Annotated in this window: 24 protein-coding genes; 2 read left to right on the top strand and 22 right to left on the bottom strand. The window is 55.1% G+C overall.

Annotated features, from left to right (window positions below; translation table 11 throughout):
* A partial coding sequence (gene purL / locus CUC53_RS07145) for a phosphoribosylformylglycinamidine synthase (RefSeq protein WP_100293517.1) occupies nt 1–1847 on the bottom strand: 1847 nt, incomplete at its 3' end.
* A gap of 150 nt (nt 1848–1997) precedes the next feature.
* Between purL and mltF the strand changes: the two genes are divergently transcribed.
* Nucleotides 1998–3491, top strand: coding sequence for a membrane-bound lytic murein transglycosylase MltF (gene mltF, locus CUC53_RS07150; protein WP_100293518.1), 1494 nt, complete (start codon nt 1998–2000; stop codon nt 3489–3491).
* A gap of 354 nt (nt 3492–3845) precedes the next feature.
* On the opposite strand, the gene CUC53_RS07155 is transcribed toward mltF, so the two are convergent.
* From CUC53_RS07155 to trmJ, 20 genes are all read right to left on the bottom strand, one after another.
* A complete protein-coding gene (locus CUC53_RS07155; protein ID WP_100293519.1) occupies nt 3846–4070 on the bottom strand; it encodes a zinc ribbon domain-containing protein in 225 nt (74 codons plus the stop codon).
* 125 nt (nt 4071–4195) lie between these two features.
* Nucleotides 4196–5692 (bottom strand): ribosome biogenesis GTPase Der, encoded by a 1497-nt coding sequence (der, locus tag CUC53_RS07160; RefSeq protein ID WP_100293520.1) that lies wholly within the window; start codon nt 5690–5692, stop codon nt 4196–4198.
* 74 nt (nt 5693–5766) lie between these two features.
* Nucleotides 5767–6951: an outer membrane protein assembly factor BamB gene (gene bamB, locus CUC53_RS07165; protein ID WP_100293521.1), complete on the bottom strand. Its 1185-nt coding sequence runs from the start codon at nt 6949–6951 to the stop codon at nt 5767–5769.
* Entirely contained in the window at nt 6944–7594 is a 651-nt protein-coding gene (locus tag CUC53_RS07170) for a YfgM family protein (RefSeq protein ID WP_100293522.1), read from the bottom strand. Before CUC53_RS07170 ends, bamB begins: the two co-directional genes overlap by 8 nt.
* A 3-nt stretch (nt 7595–7597) precedes the next feature.
* Entirely contained in the window at nt 7598–8875 is a 1278-nt protein-coding gene (hisS, locus tag CUC53_RS07175) for a histidine--tRNA ligase (protein ID WP_100293523.1), read from the bottom strand.
* Nucleotides 8876–9011: 136 nt separating this feature from the next.
* Nucleotides 9012–10127 (bottom strand): flavodoxin-dependent (E)-4-hydroxy-3-methylbut-2-enyl-diphosphate synthase, encoded by a 1116-nt coding sequence (ispG, locus tag CUC53_RS07180; RefSeq protein WP_100293524.1) that lies wholly within the window; start codon nt 10125–10127, stop codon nt 9012–9014.
* A 10-nt stretch (nt 10128–10137) separates the two neighbouring features.
* A complete protein-coding gene (gene rodZ, locus CUC53_RS07185; RefSeq protein ID WP_100293525.1) occupies nt 10138–11082 on the bottom strand; it encodes a cytoskeleton protein RodZ in 945 nt (314 codons plus the stop codon).
* Nucleotides 11072–11863: a PilW family type IVa pilus biogenesis/stability lipoprotein TapF gene (tapF, locus tag CUC53_RS07190; RefSeq protein WP_100293526.1), complete on the bottom strand. Its 792-nt coding sequence runs from the start codon at nt 11861–11863 to the stop codon at nt 11072–11074. Before tapF ends, rodZ begins: the two co-directional genes overlap by 11 nt.
* Before the next feature lie 11 nt (nt 11864–11874).
* Nucleotides 11875–12978, bottom strand: a complete 1104-nt coding sequence (gene rlmN / locus CUC53_RS07195) for a dual-specificity RNA methyltransferase RlmN (protein ID WP_100293527.1) — start codon at nt 12976–12978, stop codon at nt 11875–11877.
* A 166-nt stretch (nt 12979–13144) separates the two neighbouring features.
* Complete coding sequence (ndk, locus tag CUC53_RS07200) at nt 13145–13573, bottom strand: nucleoside-diphosphate kinase (RefSeq protein WP_100293528.1); 429 nt, start codon at nt 13571–13573, stop codon at nt 13145–13147.
* Nucleotides 13574–13842: 269 nt separating this feature from the next.
* Entirely contained in the window at nt 13843–15126 is a 1284-nt protein-coding gene (gene pepB, locus CUC53_RS07205; protein WP_100293529.1) for an aminopeptidase PepB, read from the bottom strand.
* A complete protein-coding gene (pepB, locus tag CUC53_RS07210) occupies nt 15123–16427 on the bottom strand; it encodes an aminopeptidase PepB (protein ID WP_100293530.1) in 1305 nt (434 codons plus the stop codon). Before pepB (CUC53_RS07210) ends, pepB (CUC53_RS07205) begins: the two co-directional genes overlap by 4 nt.
* 148 nt (nt 16428–16575) lie before the next feature.
* Complete coding sequence (gene fdx / locus CUC53_RS07215) at nt 16576–16914, bottom strand: ISC system 2Fe-2S type ferredoxin (RefSeq protein WP_100293531.1); 339 nt, start codon at nt 16912–16914, stop codon at nt 16576–16578.
* 1 nt (nt 16915) lies between these two features.
* Nucleotides 16916–18763: a Fe-S protein assembly chaperone HscA gene (hscA, locus tag CUC53_RS07220; RefSeq protein WP_100293532.1), complete on the bottom strand. Its 1848-nt coding sequence runs from the start codon at nt 18761–18763 to the stop codon at nt 16916–16918.
* 28 nt (nt 18764–18791) lie between these two features.
* Complete coding sequence (gene hscB / locus CUC53_RS07225) at nt 18792–19310, bottom strand: co-chaperone HscB (protein ID WP_100293533.1); 519 nt, start codon at nt 19308–19310, stop codon at nt 18792–18794.
* 9 nt (nt 19311–19319) lie between these two features.
* On the bottom strand, nt 19320–19643 hold the full coding sequence (gene iscA / locus CUC53_RS07230; protein ID WP_100293534.1) for an iron-sulfur cluster assembly protein IscA: 324 nt from the start codon (nt 19641–19643) through the stop codon (nt 19320–19322).
* Nucleotides 19644–19658: 15 nt separating this feature from the next.
* Nucleotides 19659–20042 carry a Fe-S cluster assembly scaffold IscU gene (gene iscU, locus CUC53_RS07235; RefSeq protein WP_100293535.1) on the bottom strand — a complete coding sequence of 128 codons (384 nt, stop codon included), beginning with the start codon at nt 20040–20042 and terminating at the stop codon, nt 19659–19661.
* A 41-nt stretch (nt 20043–20083) separates the two neighbouring features.
* Nucleotides 20084–21298 carry an IscS subfamily cysteine desulfurase gene (locus tag CUC53_RS07240; RefSeq protein ID WP_100293536.1) on the bottom strand — a complete coding sequence of 405 codons (1215 nt, stop codon included), beginning with the start codon at nt 21296–21298 and terminating at the stop codon, nt 20084–20086.
* Nucleotides 21299–21355: 57 nt separating this feature from the next.
* The gene (gene iscR, locus CUC53_RS07245) at nt 21356–21859 is read right to left on the bottom strand and encodes a Fe-S cluster assembly transcriptional regulator IscR (RefSeq protein ID WP_100293537.1); all 504 of its coding nucleotides are present in this window, start codon (nt 21857–21859) and stop codon (nt 21356–21358) included.
* A gap of 83 nt (nt 21860–21942) precedes the next feature.
* Nucleotides 21943–22680: a tRNA (cytosine(32)/uridine(32)-2'-O)-methyltransferase TrmJ gene (gene trmJ, locus CUC53_RS07250; protein WP_100293538.1), complete on the bottom strand. Its 738-nt coding sequence runs from the start codon at nt 22678–22680 to the stop codon at nt 21943–21945.
* A gap of 185 nt (nt 22681–22865) precedes the next feature.
* Between trmJ and CUC53_RS19490 the strand changes: the two genes are divergently transcribed.
* The gene (locus CUC53_RS19490) at nt 22866–23282 is read left to right on the top strand and encodes a hypothetical protein (RefSeq protein WP_420808047.1); all 417 of its coding nucleotides are present in this window, start codon (nt 22866–22868) and stop codon (nt 23280–23282) included.
* Here the strand turns inward: CUC53_RS19490 and ubiT are convergent.
* Nucleotides 23235–23768: a ubiquinone anaerobic biosynthesis accessory factor UbiT gene (gene ubiT / locus CUC53_RS07260; RefSeq protein WP_100293539.1), complete on the bottom strand. Its 534-nt coding sequence runs from the start codon at nt 23766–23768 to the stop codon at nt 23235–23237. The genes CUC53_RS19490 and ubiT overlap by 48 nt on opposite strands.
* Between the last annotated feature and the right edge of the window lie 38 nt (nt 23769–23806).

The following is a 23806-nucleotide window of genomic DNA, read 5'->3' on the forward strand; positions in this document are numbered from 1 at the left end:
TTGTCAAAGTGGCTGTCAGAGAGAGTCAGATGCTTCTCTTCGGTCGCGGTGCCAATCACGGCATAGGGGGCGCGCTCGCGCTCGCACAGCGCCTTGAACAGCGGCAACTTATCTTGCGCCACTGCCAGCACGTAACGCTCCTGGGATTCGTTGCACCAGATCTCCAGCGGGCTCATGCCCGGCTCGTCGCTTTGGATAGCACGCAAATCAAAACGACCGCCACGCTCGCCGTCGTTGACCAGCTCCGGCATGGCGTTGGAGAGACCGCCCGCCCCCACGTCATGGATAAAGACGATGGGGTTGTCGTCACCCAGCTGCCAGCAGCGGTCGATCACCTCTTGGCAACGGCGCTCCATCTCGGGGTTGTCACGCTGCACCGAGGCAAAATCGAGATCTTCGGCCGACTGACCGGAGGCCATGGAGGATGCCGCGCCGCCGCCCAGACCGATGTTCATCGCCGGGCCGCCCAGCACGATCAGCGCCGCGCCGACGGGGATCTCCCCTTTCTGGACATGTTCGGTGCGGATGTTGCCAATACCGCCCGCCAGCATGATGGGTTTGTGGTAGCCACGCACCTCGACGCCGTTGTGGCTCGGCACCTGCTCTTCGAAGGTACGGAAGTAACCGAGAATCGCCGGACGGCCAAACTCGTTGTTAAACGCGGCGCCGCCAAGCGGCCCCTCCTGCATGATGTCAAAGGCACTGACGATCCGGCTCGGCTTGCCAAAATCCTGCTCCCAAGGCTGCTCGAAGCCGGGAATGCGCAGGTTGGAGACAGAGAAACCGACCAGACCCGCTTTGGGCTTGGCACCGCGACCGGTGGCCCCCTCATCGCGGATTTCGCCGCCAGAGCCAGTCGCCGCGCCCGGGAACGGAGAGATGGCGGTCGGGTGGTTGTGGGTCTCCACCTTCATCAGGATGTCGACCTGTTCCTGGTGATACTGGTACTCGCCGTTGGCCGGGCTCGGGAAGAAGCGGCCCCCCTGGCTCCCTTCCATCACCGCAGCGTTGTCTTTATAGGCAGAGAGGACATGATCCGGCGTCTGCTCGAAGGTGTTCTTGATCATCTTGAACAGCGACTTGGGCTGCTGCTCGCCATCGATGGTCCAGTCGGCATTGAAGATCTTGTGACGGCAGTGCTCGGAGTTCGCCTGGGCGAACATGTAGAGCTCGATGTCGTTGGGGTTGCGGCCAAGCTTGGTGAAATTCTCCACCAGATAGTCGATCTCGTCGTCGGCCAATGCCAGACCGAGCGCCACGTTGGCCTCGGCCAGCGCGGCGCGGCCACCGCCCAGCACATCCACTTGGCTGAAGGGGCGCGGTGAGTGCTGAGTAAACAGGGCGGCCGCCTCGCTCATCTGGGCAAACACCACCTCCATCATCCGGTCGTGCAACACCGCCGCAATGGCGTTGCGCTGCTCATCGGTGAGCTCGCTTGGCCCCTGCACCCCTTTAATGGTCAGGTAATAGGCAATCCCGCGCTCTAACCGCTTGACCTTGCTCAGGCCGCAGTTATGGACGATGTCGGTGGCTTTGGAAGACCAGGGAGAGATAGTGCCTGGGCGGGGGGTAACGAGAAACAGCTGACCGCTGGGGGTCTGTTCGGTACTGACTGGGCCATCTTGTGCACCAGCCTGTAGACCCGAGTGCAGCAATTGGCCCAACCTCGCTCGTTCGGGTGGCGTTAACGGGCTCGTCAGCTCAGCAAAGTGCACATATTCGGCATAGACATCCTCGATCTCTATTACTCTTGGCACTCCCAGCTCTTGTTCAATCTGCGCGAAGCGTTGCAACAACTTTTGGACACGAAATTCCGACAATGCGGGGGCACCACGCAAGATATCCATATGACCTTTCTCACCAAATTGTAAAGTGGGGGGGAAATTGAGACGCGCGTATTATAGGGAGGGCACCCAAGACGGACAAACGTTTTTCTCTTTTTGCTAAATGTGACTCGCTGTGTGCTCTCTGGTATAAAGGTGCCTCCTTTCTGGTCAATGTCGATTTTTTCAACAAAGGCATCCACCCACTTGCACCTCATTTTTCAACTGTTTCTTGGGCTACTGCTGACCCTCAGTCTGGTGGGCTGCGAAGGGCGCAACACGCTCAACCAGCTGGAGCAGATCCGCCAGCGGGGTGAGATCCGAGTTGGCACCCTCTATGGTCCCACCTCTTATTACCAGCGTGATGAAGTCGCTCAGGGGTTTGACTATGAGCTGGCACAAAGTTATGCCGACTGGCTAGGGGTTACCCTGTCGATCGTGCCTGTTAACTCCACCCACGAGCTGCTCGATCTACTCCAACGCAATAAGCTCGATCTGGCTGCGGCCGCACTCATGGTGACCCCTGAGCGACGCGCGCATTTCCGCTTCGGCCCTGGGTTTTACCAAGTGTCACCCAAGCTGGTCTATCGCAACGGGAGTAACAAACCCGCCTCGCTGGCCGAGGTCAACGGCAACTTAATGGTCGCGGCAGGCTCAAGCGCTGAAGATCTACTCAAAGCGATCAGCAAGCAGCACCCTAGCCTTACCTGGCGCACTCACCCCGATGCCGATGTGGAAGAGCTGCTCAAGAAAGTGTCAGATGGCGAGATTGACTACACGGTAGTACAAGACACCGTGTTGGCCCGCACCCAACGCTATTACCCCGAATTAGCAGAAGGGCTGACGCTGGCAAAAAATCAAACCGTTGCTTGGGCGATGAATAGACGCGCCGATGACAGCCTCTATGCGAGCGTCATCGACTTCTTTGGCCAGCGTTTTATGGACGGTGCCATCGCCAAGCTCGATGAGAAGTACTTTGGCCATGTGCAAAACTTTGATTTCGTTGATACCCGCACATTTTTGCAACGCGCTAAAAGCCTGTTACCCAAATATCAGGCGTTGTTCCAAACCCATGCTCGGGAGATGGACTGGCGACTATTGGCGGCCATCAGCTATCAAGAGTCGCACTGGGACCCCCAAGCACGATCGGCGACAGGGGTGCGAGGCATGATGATGTTGACCAACCCAACCGCTAAAGCCATGGGGGTCAATGACCGAACCCACCCAGAAGAGAGCATCAAGGGGGGGGCCCTTTATCTGCAACAAATGATGGCGAAAGTGCCAGATTCGGTGCAAAACGATGAAAAGGTGTGGTTTGCCCTCACCGCTTATAACATCGGCTATGGCCACATGATGGATGCACTGCGCTTAACCAAAAGCCTTGGTAAAAATCCCGATGCGTGGAGTGACGTGAAAGAGGTGCTGCCACTGCTGCAACAATCGCGCTGGCACCGCAAAGTACGCTTTGGCTATGCCCGTGGCAGTGAGGCCCGTAATTACGTCAACAACGTCCGCCAGTACTATCAGAGCCTGCTATGGCTGGATAATGAACGGCAAAAAGCCCAGCAGCGGGAACGCTTGGATAACGACAGTGATCCAGAGAGCAGCACACCACCCGCACGCCCGACCGCGATTGCCGATATTGTTACCCAAATTACTCGGCGCTAATCGGTCATATCGGCCATTATGTTGCTGTTTTCAGTCTCTTTTCTCTGTTACCATCCAGCTCAAAGGAGCCTATCGGAAATCGCGTTGACCGCTATCACGACTCCTATTTCTGATGGGCTTCATTCGGCCTAATTGGCCACGTCATGGAGGAGACCACTATGCAAAAACGCCGAGGAGCCAGTCTGGTTAGAAAGTCAAAAATCAGATGGAGCCCAAGACGCAAGCTCAAGCTTAACGATGTGAAGCGTAAAATCTGGCGTAGGAACCGCTCCTATACCCTACTTATCGCAGAACACACAGCATAAACCCGGCATCAGCCGGGTTTTTTATCTTCAGAGATGCTTGATTACCGTCTTACACCAGCACAGCCTTGAACTGCACCGTCCGCTTGGAGATCAGCGAGTTGCAGTGGTTGCAGAAGTAATCCACCGCACCACACGCCCTGAGCCGTTCTAGCTCCTGCTGGCAGGTGGGGCAGATGGCCGTGATATGAACAGGGATCTGACACTGGCCACAGATTTGTTCGTTGCGGCGGGTGTCCAGTTCTGCTTGGCATGCTGGGCAAAGCAGCGCTTCCATTGTCGACTCCTCATAACGTCAACCCGCGATGGGCTTAACCATGGCGGGTTCCCCTCCCCGCCTGACATCACGCCACTGCTGGGGGAAATAACAAAACGGCTACCGCTGAGGGCAGCCGCTAGGGCTTATTGCTTCTTCATCTTCAGCAGGCGTTTGCGCTGCCGCTCTTGACTTAGGGTCAGGTTGTTCTTCTTGCCTTCAAACGGGTTGACCGACTCTTGGAACTCGACTCGGATCGGTGAGCCCATGATCTTGAGAGACTTACGGAAGTAGTTGATGAGATAACGCTTGTAGGAATCGGGCAGATCGTTGAGCTGATTGCCGTGGATCACGATGCGTGGCGGGTTGTAGCCACCGGCGTGGGCATACTTGAGCTTGACGCGACGCCCGTTGACCATCGGCGGTTGGTGATCTTCCTGCGCCATCTGCATGATCCGAGTCAGCATCGCCGTGCTGGTGCGGCGGGTGGCGGACTGGTAAGCCTCCTGAATGGATTCAAACAGGTGGCCCACCCCGCTGCCGTGCAGAGCGGAGATGAAGTGGACGCGGGCAAAATCGATGAAGCCCAGACGTCGGTCCAGCTCGCTCTTCACATCCTCTTTCACCTTTTGATCCAAGCCATCCCACTTGTTGACCACCAGCACCACCGAGCGGCCAGAGTGGAGCACGAAGCCGAGGATGCTGAGATCCTGATCGGTGATAGTCTCTTGGGCATCGATCACCAGCAGACAGACGTTGGCATCTTCGATGGCTTTCAGGGTTTTTATGACGGAGAACTTTTCCACCGTCTCGTGCACCTTGCCACGCCGACGCACGCCGGCGGTGTCGATGACCACATACTTCTGCTCGTCGCGCTCCATCGGAATGTAGACGGAGTCACGGGTGGTGCCGGGCATGTCATAGACGATGACCCGATCTTCACCCAGCATCCGGTTGGTCAGGGTCGATTTACCGACGTTGGGGCGACCGACGATGGCAAACTTGATGGGCAGGTCAGCAAAGGGGGTCTCTTTGGTATCTTCCTTGGTGTCCAGCTCACCGGCAGCGACCATGCGCAGCAGGGCCTCTTCGTCGAACGCCTCCTCTTCTTCATCCTGCCCATCTTCATCGACCGCCGCGTCGACCAAGGTCTCCAGATGGGGAGCTAGGGCCAGTTCCAGCAGGCTCAGCACGCCACGGCCGTGAGCCGCCGCGATCTGGTAAACCTCGCCGAGCGCCAGACTGTAGAACTCGGAAACCGCAGAGTCACCGTCAATACCATCGGTCTTGTTCGCAACCAGAAAGACCTTTTTGTGGGCCTTGCGCAGGTGCTCGGCGATAGCTTGATCCGCCGCGGTCAAACCAGCACGGGCATCGACCATAAATAACACCACGTCGGCTTCTTCGATAGCCAGCAGGGATTGCTCGGCCATTTTCAGCTCGATCCCCTCTTCCGTGCCATCGATACCGCCGGTATCGACCACGATAAATTCCAGCTCACCCAGCTTCGCCTGACCGTACTTCCGATCTCGGGTTAGGCCTGGGAAATCGGCCACTAACGCATCCCGAGTACGAGTTAAGCGGTTAAATAGGGTGGATTTCCCTACGTTGGGACGGCCCACCAGGGCTACTACAGGAGTCATAAAAGCCTCATTCTTAAGACGACAAAGGCTCCGGGTCCGAAGACCAGGAGCCGGATATTCACATTATCAGGCGATCAGGGACGCTTAAGAGCGTACAACTTGCCGCCACGGCTCTGCACATAGAGGGTCTCGCCATCCACCAAGGGGGCGGCATAAAGGCCACTACTGTCGAGCTGCTGCATCGCTTTGATGAACCCATCGGTACGATCCAGCCAATACAGGTATCCTTCCACATCGCCCACCACCACATAGTCACCGAAGATGACAGGGGCGGTGACGGTACGATTCTCCAGCTCAGTATTGGACCACAGCTCCAAGCCGTTGCGCCGATCAATGGCAAACAGATGGCTGCGACTGTCGGTTAAGACAATGGCATCACCGGTCACGGCCATATCACGATAACCAGTGTACTTACGCTTCCACACTTCATCGCCAGTCATCAGCTTACGCGCCATCAACTGCCCGTTATAAGCAATCGCGTAGAGTTCATCGCCAACAATTAAGGGGGTCGCATCCACATCCACCATGCGGTCCAACTCGGTGGCGCCACGGGGATCTGCCACCTTGGACTGACGCACCGGCTGACCGTTGCTGAGCAGCACAATGCCCACCTTGCCATCAGCACGGCCATAGATAACGGCACCATTGGTGATGACCGGTGCTCCCACGCTACGCAGCGTCAGCGGGGGTTGCTCCTCGGAGAGGGACCACTGAACGCTCCCTTTGTCAGTATCGAGCGCAATCAAGCGACCGGAGGTGGTCAGCACCACCACGCGGCCATCTTCCACCGCTGGGCTCGCCACCACTTCCCCTGGCACGGTGGTTTGCCACAGTACCTCACCGTTCTCCTCGTTCAGGGCATAGACGATGCCGTTCTCAGAACCGAGGAACAACTTGCCGTAACGGGAAACCAGACCACCGGACAGGCGAGGACTGCGCTGGGCCGCATTGATCGGTAGCTCCGCCAGATCGACGGTCCAAAGGCGTTCACCACTGGCACGGTCAAAGGCAGTGACATCACCGTCGCGGGCAGCGGCATAGATGCGGTTCTCTTCTACCACTGGTTTGAGCTGAGAGTAAAAATCGCCAATGCCATCACCCACGGAAGATGACCAGTCGGGGTCAGCAGTGAAAGCAGATTCAACCTGTGGCAACGGTGCCATTGGGTTGAGATCTTCTTCCGAACTAAACAGGGAACATCCCTGCAGGGCAAAAGATACCGCTACGCCGAGCGCTACCTTCTTGAATAGATTACGCATCCGGTGCCTCACCCGTCACAACAGCTGGCAGAGCCAGATTGTCCATTTTCATTTTTAGCTCTTGGCTAGTTTGCAGACCGCCGGCATCGGCTGCAGCCTGATACGCATCACGGGCCGCGTTGGTATTGCCTTGCTTGAGTAGAATATCGCCGCGCACTTCCGCTATCTGTGCGGTGAATCCGTCGGCGCTGAGCTTAGCAAGCTGTGCCAGCGCATCATCGGCTTTCCCCGCATCACTCAACACACGAGCTAAGCGCAGCAATGCGATAGGACGAACACTCTCATCCCCGGTATCCGTCACCAGCGTCAGCTGCTCAATCGCTAAGTCCAACTTGCCCGCTTTCACCGCAGCACTCGCCAGTTGCAGGGAGGCAAGGTCGGCATAAGCGCTGCCTTTATTGGCGGCGACAAATTGCAGGGTCTGTTTAAAATCAGCATCTTTATTGCTCGCCAGCAACTCAAGCACCTGGTTGTAAGACTGGGACGCCCCTTCCATCTGCGCCTGCTGATACTGATTGTAATAACGCCAACCAAACAAACTGGCCAGCCCGATCACAGTCCCAGCAAGCACTGATACCCCGTTCTCTTTCCACCAGCTTTTGATGACCTCAACCTGTTGTTCTTCGGTAGTATAAACATCCACAGCTTATTCTCCTTTGGCTGCCAGCAGGGCTATGGCGGCGTCAACCTTAACGGTCTGTTGTTCAGCCTGACCACGCAAATATTTGATAGTGACCTCCCCGTTTTGCATCTCGGTCTCACCAAGGATCAGGGCGATGGACGCACCGCTCTTGTCGGCACGTTTGAGTTGTTTATCGAATTTACCGCCACCACAGTGACTCATTAGGCGCAAAGTAGGCAAGGCATCCCGTAACTGCTCAGCGAGCGCAAAACCCGCCTGCTCGGTCCCCTCACCCACCATTGCCAGATAGACATCCACCGCTGGGCGAATGTCGGCGTTAAGCTCCAGGGTCTCCAGCATCAGCACCAGACGCTCTATGCCCATGGCAAACCCAACGGCAGGGGTCGCCTTACCACCTAGCTGCTCTACCAGCCCATCGTAGCGGCCACCAGCACAGACGGTGCCTTGGGCTCCCAAGCTACTCGTTACCCACTCAAACACGGTCAAGTTGTAGTAGTCGAGACCACGCACCAGACGCTCATTCACCTCGTACTGGATACCCGCAGCATCGAGCAAACGCTTGAGCCCCTCGAAGTGAGCCAGAGTCTCTTCGCTCAAATAGTCATACAGTCGCGGTGCATTCACTAAGATGGCCTGTACTTTTTCCACTTTGGAATCAAGCACTCGCAGCGGATTGCTGTACATGCGACGCTGGCTCTCTTCATCCAACTGATCTTTGTACTGCTCTAGATAAGCCACCAGCGCATCGCGGTAAGCGGCACGCTCGGTGCTCTGGCCCAAGGTGTTAAGCTGCAAAGTCACATGGTCACTGATGCCAAACAGACGCCACAGGCGGTGGGTTAGCATGATTAACTCAGCGTCGATATCCGGCCCATTGATGCCAAACAGCTCGACCCCAAACTGGTGGAACTGGCGATAACGGCCCTTTTGGGGACGCTCGTGACGGAACATCGGGCCCATGTACCACATCCGGCGCTCTTGGTTATAGAGCAGACCGTGCTCGATACCGGCACGCACACAGCTGGCGGTCCCTTCCGGACGCAGACTCAGGCTGTCGCCGTTGCGATCTGCAAAGGTGTACATCTCTTTTTCGACTACGTCGGTCACTTCGCCGATCGCACGTTTGAACAGATGAGTCTGTTCGACAATCGGCATACGCACTTCGCTGTAGCCATAGCTGGCCACGACTTGGCGCAGGATCTGTTCTACTTTCTGCCACACCGGACTCTGCTCCGGCAGGCAATCATTCATACCGCGAATCGCTTGGATCTGTTTTGCCACGTTGATACTCGAGAAAAGAGGTAAAATTTGGCCGCATTATAGAGATTTCCCCCACTAAGGTAAAATCAGGGGGTCCAGATACGGGTTGTAAAATCAGTCACCTGGAAAGAGGACCATCCCATATGGCCCCTTTCGCTTACTCTTTGCCTAGCAGGATCTGGTTGGCTGGGTCCAGCATGGCAGCCCGAGCACGAATCCGACGCTCCAGCACGGGGATCAGATCCTTGTTGTCGAGCCGATCGACCCGCTGACCCCCTTCGTAGAAGGCACTCTTGTTGGCGGCTCCCGCCAGACCAAGGTCAGAAACCAGCGCTTCGCCCGGGCCATTGACCACACAACCGATGATCGAGACATCCATCGGAGTAATGATATCTTCGAGCCGCTCTTCCAGTGCGTTGACGGTGGCGATCACATCGAACTCCTGACGGGAGCAGGAGGGGCAAGCAATAAAATTGATGCCACGGGAACGAATACGCAGGGATTTGAGAATATCAAATCCCACTTTCACCTCTTCCACCGGATCGGCGGCCAGCGAGATACGCAAGGTGTCACCGATACCATCGGCCAGCAACATGCCAAGGCCAATGGCGGACTTCACTGCACCAGCGCGGAAACCGCCCGCCTCAGTGATGCCCAAATGAAGTGGCTGTTCGATCTGTTTGGCCAGCAGGCGATAGGCACCCACCGCCAGAAACACATCGGATGCCTTGACACTTACCTTAAAATTTTGGAAATCGAGCCGCGTCAGGTAATCCACGTGACGCATGGCAGACTCCACCAATGCCTCTGGGGTTGGCTCGCCATATTTTTCCTGAATATCTTTCTCCAGCGACCCACCGTTGACCCCGATCCGAATCGGGATGTTCAAGTCCCGTGCACAGTCAACGACAGCACGTACTCGCTGCTCATTGCCAATGTTGCCTGGGTTGATACGTAGGCAGTCTGCACCGTACTCGGCCACTTTTAAAGCGATGCGGTAGTCGAAGTGGATATCGGCGACGATGGGAATACGGGTTTGCTGCTTGATGAGGCGAAAAGCCTCTGCGGCTTCCATGGTGGGTACTGACACTCGGACGATATCAGCGCCGACTCGCTCGATACGCTGAATTTGCTCGACAGTCGCGGCGACATCAGTGGTTTTCGTGTTGGTCATGGTTTGTACTGTGATGGGAGCGTCGCCCCCAACCGGTACTTTACCCACCATGATCTGCCTAGACTTTCGACGAACAATAGGGGATACGTGAGCGGACATAACGAGCAGATTACTCCTGCGGCAATGAGAAACGGGCAGTGCGGCCGTTATAACGACTCATATCAAATGCAGTGCCCTTGTATTCCAATTTGACCGCGATGGGGGCACCGACAATGAGTCGCAGAGGTTCTGCACCTTCGAGCAGGAGTTCATCATTAGCTCTTTTGAGCCCACTGAATAGCGTCTTGCCATTGGCATCTTTCACATCTAACCAGCAGTCAGCGGTAAAATTGAGTTTGAGCTGTGGCGTCGCCGCTGGTGGTACTGCAGCTGCTTCGGCCACCACTGTGGCTGATTGCGCCGCATCAGGTGCGCTGCTGCCCGCCTCACTGGCCGTAGTAGCAACGGTATTAACCGCACTGGAAATAGATAAGTCTGCTGCCTCAGTGGGCACACTCTGGGCATCTGCCGCCACAGGAGCAGGATTGGCAGGTAGGCTATCTACGGCCGATGTGTTCGAGGCCGCAGGCTCGCTTTGTGGCGTCGCCACCACATTCATCTCAGTGGCAGCCAACGCGACATCCCCCGCTGAGCGACGAGCCGTACTCTGCCACCACCACGCAACGGAGAGACCGATCAGTACGAGGATGACCAACCAAGTGACAACCTTCAACTTACTATCGTTGGCTTGCTGGCGAGAGCGACGAGAAAAAGTTTGCATATCTATGTTATCAGGAGGCGTCAATCCCAGTTTTTCATAAGCAGCTAAGATCGTCTCCTCTGGAATACCGACCAATTTGGCATAGGTGCGCAAATAGCCCCGAATAAAAGTATGCGAAGTGTGTTTATCGTATGTATCTGATTCAATTGCGGCGATCAGGGTCAGACGAAGGTGAAGGCGAGACGCAACTTGTTCCCGTGTCCAGCCAAGCTGTTCACGAGCATCGCGCAGCAACTGGCCTGGGCCTGCTGCCTGAGAATCGTCTTGAAAATCATATTGCTGTTCAGTAGTCATTGGCTAAATAACGCTTGGCTTGTTGCGAAGTGGGATATTGCCTTACCAGCTCAGTCCCGAATTTGTGAAGTAATGCTGGTTTGTCCATGGCCTGCGCTAACCGCAATCTCAACCAGAGACTGCTCTGCGTCTCAGCCGATACATCGGCAAAACGCGAAAGATAGGCTTCAACATCAGGTAGCTTACCATCTTTCATGGAAAGCTCAGCCAAGTCCAGCAATAACCTTGGATTAAGAGGATTATACCCCAAGGCCAAGCGATAATACTCATTTGCTTTATCATTTCTGCGATTTTGCAGCGCACAAAGTGCTGCATTTTCATAGGTATCGGCAATTTTGACATACCCAGGCTGGGCGACTGCGTTATTAAACGCTAAATCTGCCTCATCGAACCTACCGCGGTCACAAAGAAAAGCGCCATAATTATTCATCGCATCAGCATTGAGCGGATCAATATCAAGGGTTTTTTTATAACTCTCCTCAGCCGCTTTAAAATTCCCGACCTGTTGGTAAAAATAGGCAAAACCGATTTGAACGCGGGGGTTATTGGGATCGTATTGTAGGGCACGATCAAGGTTAAATTTGGCTTGTTCAGTGTTGCCTTGACGAAGATATTGAATCCCCAAATCAAGCCGAGTTTGAGCCGCAGCCTTAAGATCTGGCCCCACTTCACGCTGAGTTGAGTTTTGGCCAGTGTAAGTTGTCTCTGTTACACAACCGGGTAGCGCACAAAACACAGCCAAAACGATTAATGCACGTGTATTCATTCCCTGACTATACAATGGCTTAGCAATCAGACTATTTTGACGGAAATTCCATCCTGTTGCATCCGATTTTTAATAGTGCGTTTAGTCCGATCAATCACATCCCCCACCAACTGGCCACAGGCCGCGTCGATGTCATCACCCCGCGTTTTGCGTACGATCACCGTAAGCCCATACTCCATCAGCACCTTGGAGAACCGATCGATACGGCTATTACTCGGCTTACCATAAGGGTTACCTGGGAAGGGATTAAACGGGATCAAATTGATTTTGCTCGGGGTGTCTTTAAGCACCTTGGCCAGTTCATGGGCATGTTGCATATCATCATTGATGTGATCGAGTAGGACATACTCAACCGTCACTCGACCACCATTGGCGTTAGACTTACCAAGATAACGGCGCACCCCTGCTAAGAAGGCCTCAATATTGTACTTATCATTGATCGGCATGATCTCTGAACGCAATTTGTCATTTGGCGCATGCAAAGAGATAGCCAGCGCCACATCAATCTGATCGCCCAGCATATCCAGCGCAGGCACCACACCGGAAGTTGATATGGTCACGCGACGCTTGGAGATGCCGTAACCGAAATCATCCATCATCAGACGCATCGCGGGCACCACGTTAGCCAGGTTGAGTAACGGCTCTCCCATTCCCATCATGACCACGTTAGTAATAGGCCGTTTGCCTCCGACCACCTTAGCCGCTCGCCAGACTTGCCCAATGATCTCCGATACTTTCAAATTTCGATTAAAGCCCTGCTGAGCCGTAGAGCAAAATGTGCACGCCAGCGCACAGCCTACTTGAGAAGACACACACAGCGTGGCCCTGTCATCTTCAGGAATATAAACAGTCTCTACCTCTTGATCGCCTACCTGCAATGCCCACTTGATGGTGCCATCGCTAGATCGCTGCTCACGGCTGACGATAGGCGCCCGAATCTCGGCAATGGCCTTGAGACGTTCACGCAATACCTTGTTGACGTTATTCATCTGATCGAAATCATCACAACCAAAGTGATAGATCCATTTCATTACCTGATCTGCCCGAAACGGCTTCTCGCCTAATTCAACGAAAAAAGCACGCATGGCATCCCGATCAAGATCCAGCAGGTTGGTTTTTGTTTCGCTCATCAATGGCCTCAGTTCACACACTTCATGAATGATTAGCTGACGGTGTCAGGGGGCGGCATTGTACAAATTATGGACCTCCCTTGCTACCTAGAGAAGTGCCCTGCCGTGAATACCAAAAACAACAAGGGAGCCGAAGCTCCCCAAAACGGATATCACACTGACTCGATCAGCTACGTGGGCAAATCTCGTTGTCAGAGAAGAAATAGGCAATCTCACGAGCTGCCGAGGCGGGGGCATCAGAGCCATGGACCGCATTGCGATCGATGCTCTCGGCATAACATGCGCGTAATGTACCAGCCAGCGCCTCTTTAGGGTTAGTCGCCCCCATGATTTCGCGATGACGACGAATCGCATCTTCCCCTTCCAGCACCTGAACCATCACCGGGCCAGAGGTCATAAAGTTGACCAAGGCTTCATAAAAAGGGCGCTCTTTATGTTCGGCATAGAAGCCCCCAGCCTGCTCACTGGTCATGTGCAGCATTTTAGCGGCAACCACTCTTAATCCAGCACTTTCAAAGCGGCCATAGATGGCGCCAATCAAGTTTTTACTAACCGCATCCGGTTTAACGATAGAGAAGGTACGTTCGATGGCCATGGCGTTCTTTCCTTAACGACAGTATTTTATTGTTAAAATTGATGTTCGGCGGCGATTATACGTAAACAAGATTCGAAAAAACACACAATACAGTAACTTTTTATTAAAATCAGCCTCCTTCAAATCAACATCACAGCGCAGTTTAACTACACATCATGATAAAAATGTGCGCTTGAGCACGATTACGCATTGAGACCGTCGAAAAGACACATTTAGCTCACTATTTAAGCACCACAACGGCAAGGCTCAATGAGCCTTGCCGAGTCACATCAGTTGATCTCTGCCAGTAAGGTACGTGCGATGGTGCGCATCCCTAGGGTGTTAGCCCCAGGCGCCCAGCTCGCATCGCCGTTGTCACTGAAACAGGCGGCCAGATCGATATGTAGCCACCCCTGCCCTTCTTCACCGACGAAACGGGAGAGAAAACCCGCCGCATTAGAGGCGCCACCAGGCCCGCCACCCTTCACCGGCCGACTATTAGCCGTGTCAGCATAATGGGACGGGCACTGCTGGCGATGCCACGGCTCCAGTGGTAACGGCCAGGCGGGTTCATGTTCAGCCTCGGCATAGGCCATGGCCCGACTGACCAGCCCCTTGTCTAAACCAAACAGCGCATTATAACGCCCACCCAAGGCCATCACGGCGGCACCGGTCAGGGTCGCGGCATCGATGATGAGCGGCGCGCCCGATGCACTCGCCAGCAGTAAGCCATCTGCTAGCACCAGTCGCCCCTCGGCGTCGGTATTGACAATCTCGACCGTGATGCCGTTTTTATAGGTGAGGATATCCCCCAGCTTATAAGCATGACCGGACACCAAATTCTCGGCGCAGCAGAGAATGAGCTTCACTCGCTTGTTAAGTCCGCGCAGCATGGCCAGTGCCAGCGCGCCAGTCACCATGGCGGCGCCCCCCATGTCACATTTCATGGTGAGCATGCCCTCGGAGCTCTTCATGGAGTAGCCACCGGAGTCAAAAGTGATCCCTTTGCCAACTAAGGCTGCCGCCACTGGTGCCTTAGGATCACGGCTGGGGTTGAAATCAAGCTCCAGCAATACAGGCTCACGATCGCTGCCTCGGCCAACCTGATAGATCCCGACCCAACCGGCCTGCTGCAAGGCTTCCCCTTTCAAGATGCGGTGACTCACCTGATCGGGTGCCAGCTCGGTAATAAAGGCCGCAGCCTCAATCGCCAATTCGAGCGGTCCCAACTGCTCAGGCGTCGCGTTGGTCATCTCGCGCACCCAGCGCCCACAGAGCCAACGCGCTTCTAGCTCCTCTCGATCCGCTTCCGACGACATGGCCCACTGCAGTTGCACCTCTACTTTGGGAGTCTGGAACCCTTGGGCAAAAGCCCACTGCTGCTCCCGTTCCCAATGACCGGCGAGGCTGACCTTATGTAGCCCTTGCCCGCACAGACGACGAGCAGCCTGCTGGATGTCAAGCAACGGATGCGCGCTCACCAGATGGATCACCATGCCATCAGCCCGGTGCGAAAGCAGTGCTCCCTCGCCCCATTCCGCAGGGGCAAACTCACGGCTTAACCAGATGTTCATGCCGTCACCTCTTGCAGCCAACGTGCGATAGTGCGCAGACCATGGCCCTTGGCACCAGTGGCCCACAGATCGTTGCCCGATTTTTGATAGGAAGCGGCTAAATCCAGATGCACCCAGCCTCTGCCCTCATCACGGACAAATCGGGACAAAAACGCGGCCGCGGTGGTCGCCCCTGCGGTCCCTTCGGCAGAGGCAATGTTACCCAAATCAGCAAACGCCGAGGTCAGCTGACTGGTATGCCAAGGCTCCAGTGGCAGTGCCCACGCCTGCTCCTGTTCTGCTTTGGCAGCCGCTAGGGTGCGCTGCTGCTCGGCTTCATCGAGGGCAAAAACAGCGTTGTAATCACGCCCCAACGCCATTTTGGCCGCACCGGTCAGGGTTGCCGCATCGAGGATGTAGGCCGCGCCACTGTCTGATGCCGCCATCAAGCCATCAGCAAGCACCAAGCGTCCCTCGGCATCGGTATTTTGGATCTCCACCGACACACCGTTCTTATAGGTCAGAATGTCACCCAGTTTAAATGCGCTCCCCGAAATCAAATTCTCAGCGCAGCAGAGGATCAACTTCACCCGTTTATTCAACCCACGACTGATGGCTAGCGCTAATGCCCCTGTGACCATCGCAGCCCCCCCCATGTCAGACTTCATCGCCAACATGTTGTCAGAGGACTTTATCGAATAACCGCCAGAGTCGAAGGTGATCCCCTTCCCGACCAGCGCGGCGACCACTGGCGCGTTGCGATCACCGGTCGGGTTATAGTCAAGTTCAAGCAGTACCGGTTCACGCTCGCTACCCCGCCCGACCGACCAGATCCCAACATGACCCGCTTCCCGGAGCGCCTCGCCCGCCGTGATACAGGCTGTCACCTGGTCACCAGCCAGCGAACGGATCAGCAGCAGTGCCGACTCCGCTAGGCTCATGGGGTAGATCTCCTCAGGGGTACCATTAGTGATGTCCCGCACCCAACGCGTTGCCTTGAGTAACGCCTCCAGCTCGCTTGCCTGTGCGACGCTTTGTGCGCCGAAATCGAGTTCACGTACCCCTTTGGCGGCATAAAATCCCTGCGCAAACGCGTAGCGGCGCTCCAGATCCCACGCGTCCCCCACCAATGTCACCCGCTTGATGCCACTGGACTCAAGACGTCGGGCCGCCCGCTGCACAATACGTAATACCTCTTTTTCGTGGCGAGCTGAGCCTACGTGGATATGGCTCTGATCATCGTTGAAACTAAGCTGGGCACCGTTGCCCCAATGGGCAGCCGCAGCCTGAAGGGATAACCGAACGTTCATCATGTCAGCCATGGTCTCTTGCTTCCTTTTTAGTGGCATTTAAATCAATTTTTTGGGGGCAAAATAGCCATGAAAAAGGCCGTACCCCACTAAGGTTACGGCCTTCACCATATCACTACTGGCCCCCGAGATACTGCTCGCCCACGGTACTTATGTGTAATTAATGACGCTCAGAGGCGAGGTTTAGAGTGTACTTGGGTAGCTCGACCACCAGATCGTCGTCCGCCAACCTGGCTTGGCAGCTAAGACGCGATTCCGGCTCCAGCCCCCATGCCTTGTCTAACATGTCATCTTCCAACTCATCGCTCGGTTCCAGGGAGTCAAACCCTTCCCGCACGACACAGTGACAGGTCGTACAAGCGCAGGATTTCTCACACGCGTGTTCGATCTCAATGCCTGCGCGTAACGCCACCTCTAAGATGGTCTCGCCAGTTTCACCTTCGAGCGCCACCCCGTCCGGACACAGCTCGGGATGGGGCAGAATAATCAGTTTGGGCATATTACACCTTGTTGACGTTTTGTCCGGCCAGCACCTTACGAATGGATGTGTCCATCCGGCGGGCAGCAAATTCACCACTGGCAGCATCTGCTGCCTCAATGGCCGCTTTGATTTGATGAGTATTTCCCGCTTGGCGCATGGCCAGCAGATGGGCGATGGCGCCATCAATGGCGGCACGTTCAGTTCCATTGAGCAGGGCCTCACCATCCACAGCTAACGCCGCGTTAAGACTTTCAACGACCCGATCAGCCTCCACCTGTTGCTCTGCCAACATGCGAGCGGCCATATCTTGCTGAGCATGGGTAATGGACGCGCTGAGCATGGAGAGAATGTCATCCTCCCCTAAGCCATAGGAGGGCTTGACCTGGATCTCAGCCTGTACCCCAGAGGATTTTTCCATGGCACTCACTGACAGCAGCCCATCGGCATCGACCTGAAATGTCACACGAATATGGGCAGCACCCGCCACCATGGGAGGAATACCGGTTAGGGTAAAACGTGCTAATGAGCGGCAATCCGCCACCAGCTCACGTTCCCCTTGCACCACGTGAATGGCCATCGCCGTCTGGCCGTCCTTGAAGGTGGTGAACTCTTGAGCCCGCGCCACCGGAATAGTGGTATTGCGCGGGATCACCTTCTCAGCGAGGCCCCCCATGGTTTCCAGACCAAGGGAAAGCGGGATCACATCCAGCAACAGCATCTCAGCATCCGGCTTGTTACCCACCAGAATATCGGCCTGAATGGCGGCACCGATGGCGACCACCTTGTCCGGGTCTATGCTGGTCAGCGGTGTGCGCTGAAAAAACGCCCCCACCTGCTCACGCACCAAAGGAACACGGGTGGAGCCGCCCACCATCACCACCTCTAACACCTCCTCATGCTCAAGCCCAGCGTCGCGCAGGGCGCGGCGGCAGGCCAGCAAGGTCCGTTTCACCAGTGGGGTAATGAGTGCATCGAACTGTTCGCGCGCAACCGTACCCTGCCAGCCGGCGAAGCTGGATACAACCTGCTCGGCATCGGTCAGACCGTGTTTGACGGCAGCAGCCACATCCAGCAGCTCACGCTGCAGATGGGCATCGAGATCACCAGAGAGGCCCGCCTGCGCCTTGACCCAGTCCGCCAGCAGGTGATCGAAGTCATCGCCGCCGAGGGCCGAATCACCACCGGTTGCCAATACCTCAAAAACGCCGCGATGGAGCCGTAAGATGGAGATATCGAAGGTTCCACCGCCCAGATCATAAACCGCAATCACCCCTTCCTGACCGGAGTCGAGGCCATAGGCAATCGCGGCCGCAGTCGGCTCATTGAGCAGCCGCAGCACATGCAGACCGGCCAGACGAGCCGCATCTTTGGTGCCTTGGCGCTGGGCATCATCAAAATAGGCAGGCACAGTGATGACCACACCGTCGAGATCGCCCCCCAAGGTCTGGGCGCCACGTTCGGCCAGTTTTTTGAGAATTTCGGCCGAGACCTGCACCGGATTGACCAGCCCCTGACGGGTTTGCAGTTGTGGCATGCCATTGTCGGCGGCAACAAACTGGTAAGGCTGCTGGCGGGTATCGATATCGATCAGCGCCTTGCCCATCATCCGTTTGACCGAGACGATGGTGTTGTGAGGATCACGTGCCGCTTCGCGCTTGGCATCAACCCCAACTCGAATCGAGCCGCCTTGATAGTGCACCACTGACGGGAGCAGGTCGCGTCCTTGTTCATCGCAAAGGGTGTCGGCGTGACCGCTGCGAACCGCAGCAACGAGAGAGTTGGTGGTGCCGAGATCGATGCCGACGGCACGCTTATGCTGATGGGGAACTGCGCTCTGACCGGGTTCGGCGATTTGCAATAATGCCATGGGTAATCAAACTTCCAGCGTTAAAGGATCAAGACTCAAAAAGTGAGTCTTCGAATCGTTCCAGCTCTTCGAGGAGCTTGTCGATAAACTTGAGTTTGCGGACGTAATCTGCCGCTCGCAGCTCATCGCCAGTGGCGAGCATCTGGGTCAGCTGCTGCATCAACAGCTGATGATCATGCCTGATTTCTTGGCGAAAATCCTTGATGGCTCGCTCAGGTTCCGGCTCCTCTTTCAGGTCAGCCAGCCGTTCACGCCACATCAATTGTTGCATCAGAAAGGGGGTATCTTGCAGTGTTTGCTGCTCACCACGAAGATCGGTGCCACGCAGTGAGAGCAGATATTCGGCCCGAGATAACGGCGCCTTGAGGGTGGTGAAGCCATCGTTGATCCGAGCCGCACGCTGCACTGCCGCTAACTGCTCGCCCTCAGGGGCAGTAGCAAAGCGGTCGGGGTGATACTGGGATTGCAACTGGCGGTAAGTTTGCGCCAGTTGCTGGGTGTCGAGCTCAAAGCATTCAACCAGCCCAAATAGCTCGAAGTAGTTCATGACATCCTCTTAGACACTGAAACTTTCGCCGCAACCACACTCGCCTTTGGCGTTGGGATTGTTAAATTGAAAGCCCTCATTGAGGCCCTCTTTGACGAAATCCAGCTCGGTGCCATCTAGATGAATCAAACTCTTAGCATCGACAATGACTTTGACGCCGTGTTGCTCAAATACCTTGTCTTCCTCCGCCAGTTCATCCACAAACTCAAGCACATAGGCTAAGCCAGAACAACCGGTGGTTTTGACGCCGAGGCGCAGGCCAATGCCTTTGCCTCGGTTAGCCAGAAAGGAGGAGACCCGCGCGGCGGCGGCATCTGTCATGGTAATGGCCATACTGCGCTCCTGACCTTAGAGACCTTTCTTCTGCTTATAATCGGCAATCGCCGCCTTGATGGCATCTTCAGCCAGAATCGAGCAGTGGATTTTTACCGGTGGCAACGCTAACTCTTCGGCAATGTCAGTGTTCTTGATGCTCGCCGCCTCATCTAACGTCTTACCTTTGACCCATTCGGTCACCAACGAGCTAGAAGCAATCGCAGAACCACAGCCATAGGTCTTGAACTTGGCATCTTCGATAATGCCATCATCGCTGATTTTCAGTTGCAGTTTCATCACATCGCCACAGGCGGGCGCTCCCACCATGCCAGTGGCGATATTTGGGTCATTCTTGTCGAAGCCGCCTACGTTGCGAGGATTTTCGTAGTGGTCGATCACTTTTTCACTGTAAGCCATATCTCACTCCTTTAATGCCGTTGTTCACCGACCCAGTGGGATCAGTGATGAGCCCATTCGACCGTATTTAGATCGACACCATCCTTGTACATCTCCCACAGCGGAGACATCTCACGCAGGCGGCCGATGGAGTCACGGATAAGCTGGATTGCATAATCAATTTCAGCTTCAGTGGTAAAGCGTCCCATGCTGAAGCGGATCGAACTGTGGGCCAATTCGTCATTGAGACCCAGCGCCCGCAGTACATAGGAGGGCTCTAAGCTGGCAGAGGTACAAGCAGACCCAGAGGAAACAGCCAGGTCCTTGAGCGCCATGATGAGGGACTCCCCTTCTACATAGGCAAAGCTGACGTTAAGGTTGCCCGGCACCCGCTGCTCTAGATCACCATTAATGTAAACGGCTTCAATGTCTTTAATGCCGTCCCACAAGCGTTGCCGCAGGGCCATGACACGCGGACCTTCACTGGCCATCTCTTCGTTGGCAATACGAAACGCTTCGCCCATGCCAACAATCTGATGAGTCGCTAAGGTGCCAGAACGCATACCACGCTCGTGACCACCACCATGGATCTGCGCTTCCAGACGAACACGGGGCTTACGACGGACATAAAGAGCACCAATGCCTTTGGGCCCGTAGACCTTGTGAGCGGACACAGAGAGCAAATCGACCTTCAGAGCCTCTACGTCTACTGGGATTTTGCCGACGCTTTGTACCGCATCCACATGCAGCAGGATTTTGCGTGAACGGCACAGCTCACCGATGGCCGCGATGTCTTGCACCACACCGATCTCGTTATTGACGTGCATGATGCTGACTAAAATGGTGTCATCACGCAGGGCTGCGGTGATCATCTCAAGGGTGAACAACCCATTTGGCATGGGTTCGAGGTAGGTGACTTCATAACCTTCACGTTCCAGCTGGCGGCAGGTGTCGAGTACTGCCTTGTGCTCAGTTTTGGAGGTGATGATGTGTTTGCCCTTACCGGCGTAGAAGTGTGCAATCCCCTTGATCGCCAAGTTATTAGACTCGGTCGCTCCCGAGGTAAACACGATCTCGCGCGGGTCAGCACCGATGAGCTCTGCCACTTGATTACGGGCCAGGTCTACCGCTTCTTCGGCTTGCCAGCCAAAACGGTGGGAACGAGAAGCAGGATTACCAAACAGCCCATCCATGGTCAGACACTGCATCATCTTTTCTGCGACACGGGGGTCTACCGGACAGGTTGCCGAGTAATCAAGGTAAATAGGCAGTTTCATGTTTTTCTCCGTTACAGCTAACGCCACACATCGGCAAGCTGTGGAAAGCACGTTTGTTTATAGTTGGACTTTTAAGCTCACATCGCCGCGTTCTGCCCGTTCAACCAGGGACAACACGGTTTTCATCTGTTCATCTTGCTTACCAGCAATCCGGCGAACATCGGCCTGACTCACTAATTCCGCCAATGTGATGTCACCCAAAAAGCTAGAAATGCGCTCACTGAGATCCCGCCACAGGGAGTGTGTGAGACACTGGGTGCCACCATGACATCCCCCTTTACCGAGGCATTTAGTGGCATCTACCGACTCATCAACGGCGGTGATCACCTCACCTACAGAGATAGCGTCTGGCGCTAATCCAAGGCGATAGCCACCACCTGGGCCTCGTACGCTGCTCACCAGACCATGCTTACGTAGGCGGGCAAATAACTGCTCCAGATAGGATAACGAGATGCCTTGGCGCTCGGAAATATCAGCCAAAGGCACGGGCCCCTGCTCTGCATGTAATGCCACGTCGAGCATGGCAGTCACCGCGTAACGTCCTTTTGAAGTCAGTCTCATATGCCTTACCATTTTGCGAACCAATCAACACGGTGGCATGGTCACATACCCGACTAATTCAGTCAAGTATATAGTTGACTCGTTTAGTCGGGTTTATCCTGCGGTCTCTGTTTTTGCACCGACGTTAAAATTCCACGCAAAATATTGAGCTCTGCCGTCTGTGGACGAGCACGGTTGAATAAGCGACGTAATTTACTCATTACATGACCAGGATGGTCGTCACTGATAAACCCTGTTTGAAGCAGCGTCTGTTCAAGGTGCTGATAAAACCCAGCCAATTGCTCAGCGGTAGGGTAATCAAAAACGCTTTCTATGTTTTCTTCATCAGGTTGGCGTTGCAGCCAGTGCATCCTTACTTCGTAGCAGAGGGTCTGTACCGCCATGGCGAGATTGAGGGAGCTGTACTCAGGATTAGCAGGAATCGCCACGTGGTAGTGGCACTTTTGTAGCTCATCATTGGTAAGACCGGTGCGTTCACGGCCAAATACCAACGCAACCGGGTGTCGCGGCGCCTCAGCGACCAACTTCTCACCCGCTTCGCGCGGCCCCAGCATAGGCCAGCTCAACGTACGAGAACGAGCACTGGTACCAATCACCAGACCACAATCGGCAATCGCCTCGTCGAGCGTGGATACGATACGACAGTTGGCCAGCATCTCACTGGCACCTGCGGCTAGGGCGTAAGCACTGTCATCCGGCAAGGCTTGCGGGTCAACCAACACCATGTGACTCAGTCCCATGGTCTTCATAGCGCGCGCTGCAGACCCCATGTTGCCGGTATGAGAGGTGTTTACCAATACAATTCGTATCTGATCCAGCATGCCTCATCAATCTTCAGTCAAAAATGGCGCGCAATTGTAACATAGGCCATGGTGATTTTGGCACCGTTAATGGTGCTTGATAGCCCGATAAAAGTCTGATACTTGGTTACTGCGTAGCCGAAGGAGTGACAAAGCCACGTTACACTCATTGATGAGCCGCCAGATCAGCAAGGAGCCAGCACATCGTGTTGCCTAGCCCACTTTATGAGTTATTGCCCAGCCTATATTTGGCTGTGGCCTGCACCATCTTACTACTGGGTGAAGGACCACTGCTTTGGCTAGCGGGAGGACTCCTGTTCATCGCGGGGACCTTGACTTGGATCATGCGCTCCCGTTATCGGCGCACTGATTTAGTGATTTTACCCGCCAAACGCTGGTTGCTGCCGATGTGGCTTTATGAAGCTCAGCCCTTTGGCTGGTTGTTGCTTGGGTTAGGATTGTCGCGCTTATCTGGCCTACACGCTTTATGGGCTATCCTCCCTTGCTTGTGGGCCTGCCGCTGTCTGTACACCCGCCACCACTATCGCCGCCCATGTGTTGCTCGGGCGGACAAATTAAGAGATCGAACGCCCCGACGTCGTTGCCACCGCAGTTGGCACTGAATGAGCGCGGGCCTGTTCAATGAGGCCCGCTAGGTCCATCAATGGATACTTCATTAAGCTGGGCAAACCATCAAGGTCCAGACTGTCCATCAGGTTTTTCACCTCAAGGCCCAGTTCGGTATCCCCTTCTATCTTCAGCTTGCGCTGGAAAAAGAGCGAATCCGGATCCTCTTTGCGACCGGCAATCAGGATCAGGTCGTTGGCGGTGCCGCTAAAACAAACATCGGCCTTGGCACACTCGCGCGCCACCACCAATTGACCGTTCTGCTCACTGATATACCAGCACAGCGCCAGATCGGTGACCTTTACTTTCAGCCACTTGCCTGCCAGAAATTCGAAATCGCCATCCGCGATAGCTTCCTTGAATACCCGTGCCAGCAAGCCCTCCATCAGCTGCTTTTGCAGATTGAAAGGAACCAATTTGAGGGGATGGCGCAAGAAGCGCGGAGCCTGTTCGACCAGGCGGCGTTGCAGTTGTTGAAACACGATAGACTCCCTTTTTTGCGCATTCAAACACAGGGAGA

Source organism: Aeromonas cavernicola, from assembly GCF_002795305.1.
In the GTDB taxonomy this organism is placed as follows: Bacteria; Pseudomonadota; Gammaproteobacteria; order Enterobacterales; family Aeromonadaceae; genus Aeromonas; species Aeromonas cavernicola.

Excerpts from the sequence above, each read along its gene's own strand:
- hscA (WP_100293532.1), bottom strand. The coding sequence starts at position 18,763 with ATGGCATTATTGCAAATCGCCGAACCCGGTCAGAGCGCAGTTCCCCAT.
- ispG (WP_100293524.1), bottom strand. The coding sequence starts at position 10,127 with ATGTCCGCTCACGTATCCCCTATTGTTCGTCGAAAGTCTAGGCAGATC.
- der (WP_100293520.1), bottom strand. The coding sequence starts at position 5,692 with ATGACTCCTGTAGTAGCCCTGGTGGGCCGTCCCAACGTAGGGAAATCC.
- ndk (WP_100293528.1), bottom strand. The coding sequence starts at position 13,573 with ATGGCCATCGAACGTACCTTCTCTATCGTTAAACCGGATGCGGTTAGT.
- pepB (WP_100293529.1), bottom strand. The coding sequence starts at position 15,126 with ATGAACATCTGGTTAAGCCGTGAGTTTGCCCCTGCGGAATGGGGCGAG.
- hscB (WP_100293533.1), bottom strand. The coding sequence starts at position 19,310 with ATGAACTACTTCGAGCTATTTGGGCTGGTTGAATGCTTTGAGCTCGAC.
- iscU (WP_100293535.1), bottom strand. The coding sequence starts at position 20,042 with ATGGCTTACAGTGAAAAAGTGATCGACCACTACGAAAATCCTCGCAAC.
- CUC53_RS07155 (WP_100293519.1), bottom strand. The coding sequence starts at position 4,070 with ATGGAAGCGCTGCTTTGCCCAGCATGCCAAGCAGAACTGGACACCCGC.
- CUC53_RS07240 (WP_100293536.1), bottom strand. The coding sequence starts at position 21,298 with ATGAAACTGCCTATTTACCTTGATTACTCGGCAACCTGTCCGGTAGAC.
- bamB (WP_100293521.1), bottom strand. The coding sequence starts at position 6,951 with ATGCGTAATCTATTCAAGAAGGTAGCGCTCGGCGTAGCGGTATCTTTT.
- fdx (WP_100293531.1), bottom strand. The coding sequence starts at position 16,914 with ATGCCCAAACTGATTATTCTGCCCCATCCCGAGCTGTGTCCGGACGGG.
- iscA (WP_100293534.1), bottom strand. The coding sequence starts at position 19,643 with ATGGCCATTACCATGACAGATGCCGCCGCCGCGCGGGTCTCCTCCTTT.
- trmJ (WP_100293538.1), bottom strand. The coding sequence starts at position 22,680 with ATGCTGGATCAGATACGAATTGTATTGGTAAACACCTCTCATACCGGC.
- rodZ (WP_100293525.1), bottom strand. The coding sequence starts at position 11,082 with ATGACTACTGAACAGCAATATGATTTTCAAGACGATTCTCAGGCAGCA.
- rlmN (WP_100293527.1), bottom strand. The coding sequence starts at position 12,978 with ATGAGCGAAACAAAAACCAACCTGCTGGATCTTGATCGGGATGCCATG.
- mltF (WP_100293518.1), top strand. The coding sequence starts at position 1,998 with ATGTCGATTTTTTCAACAAAGGCATCCACCCACTTGCACCTCATTTTT.
- iscR (WP_100293537.1), bottom strand. The coding sequence starts at position 21,859 with ATGAGACTGACTTCAAAAGGACGTTACGCGGTGACTGCCATGCTCGAC.
- pepB (WP_100293530.1), bottom strand. The coding sequence starts at position 16,427 with ATGGCTGACATGATGAACGTTCGGTTATCCCTTCAGGCTGCGGCTGCC.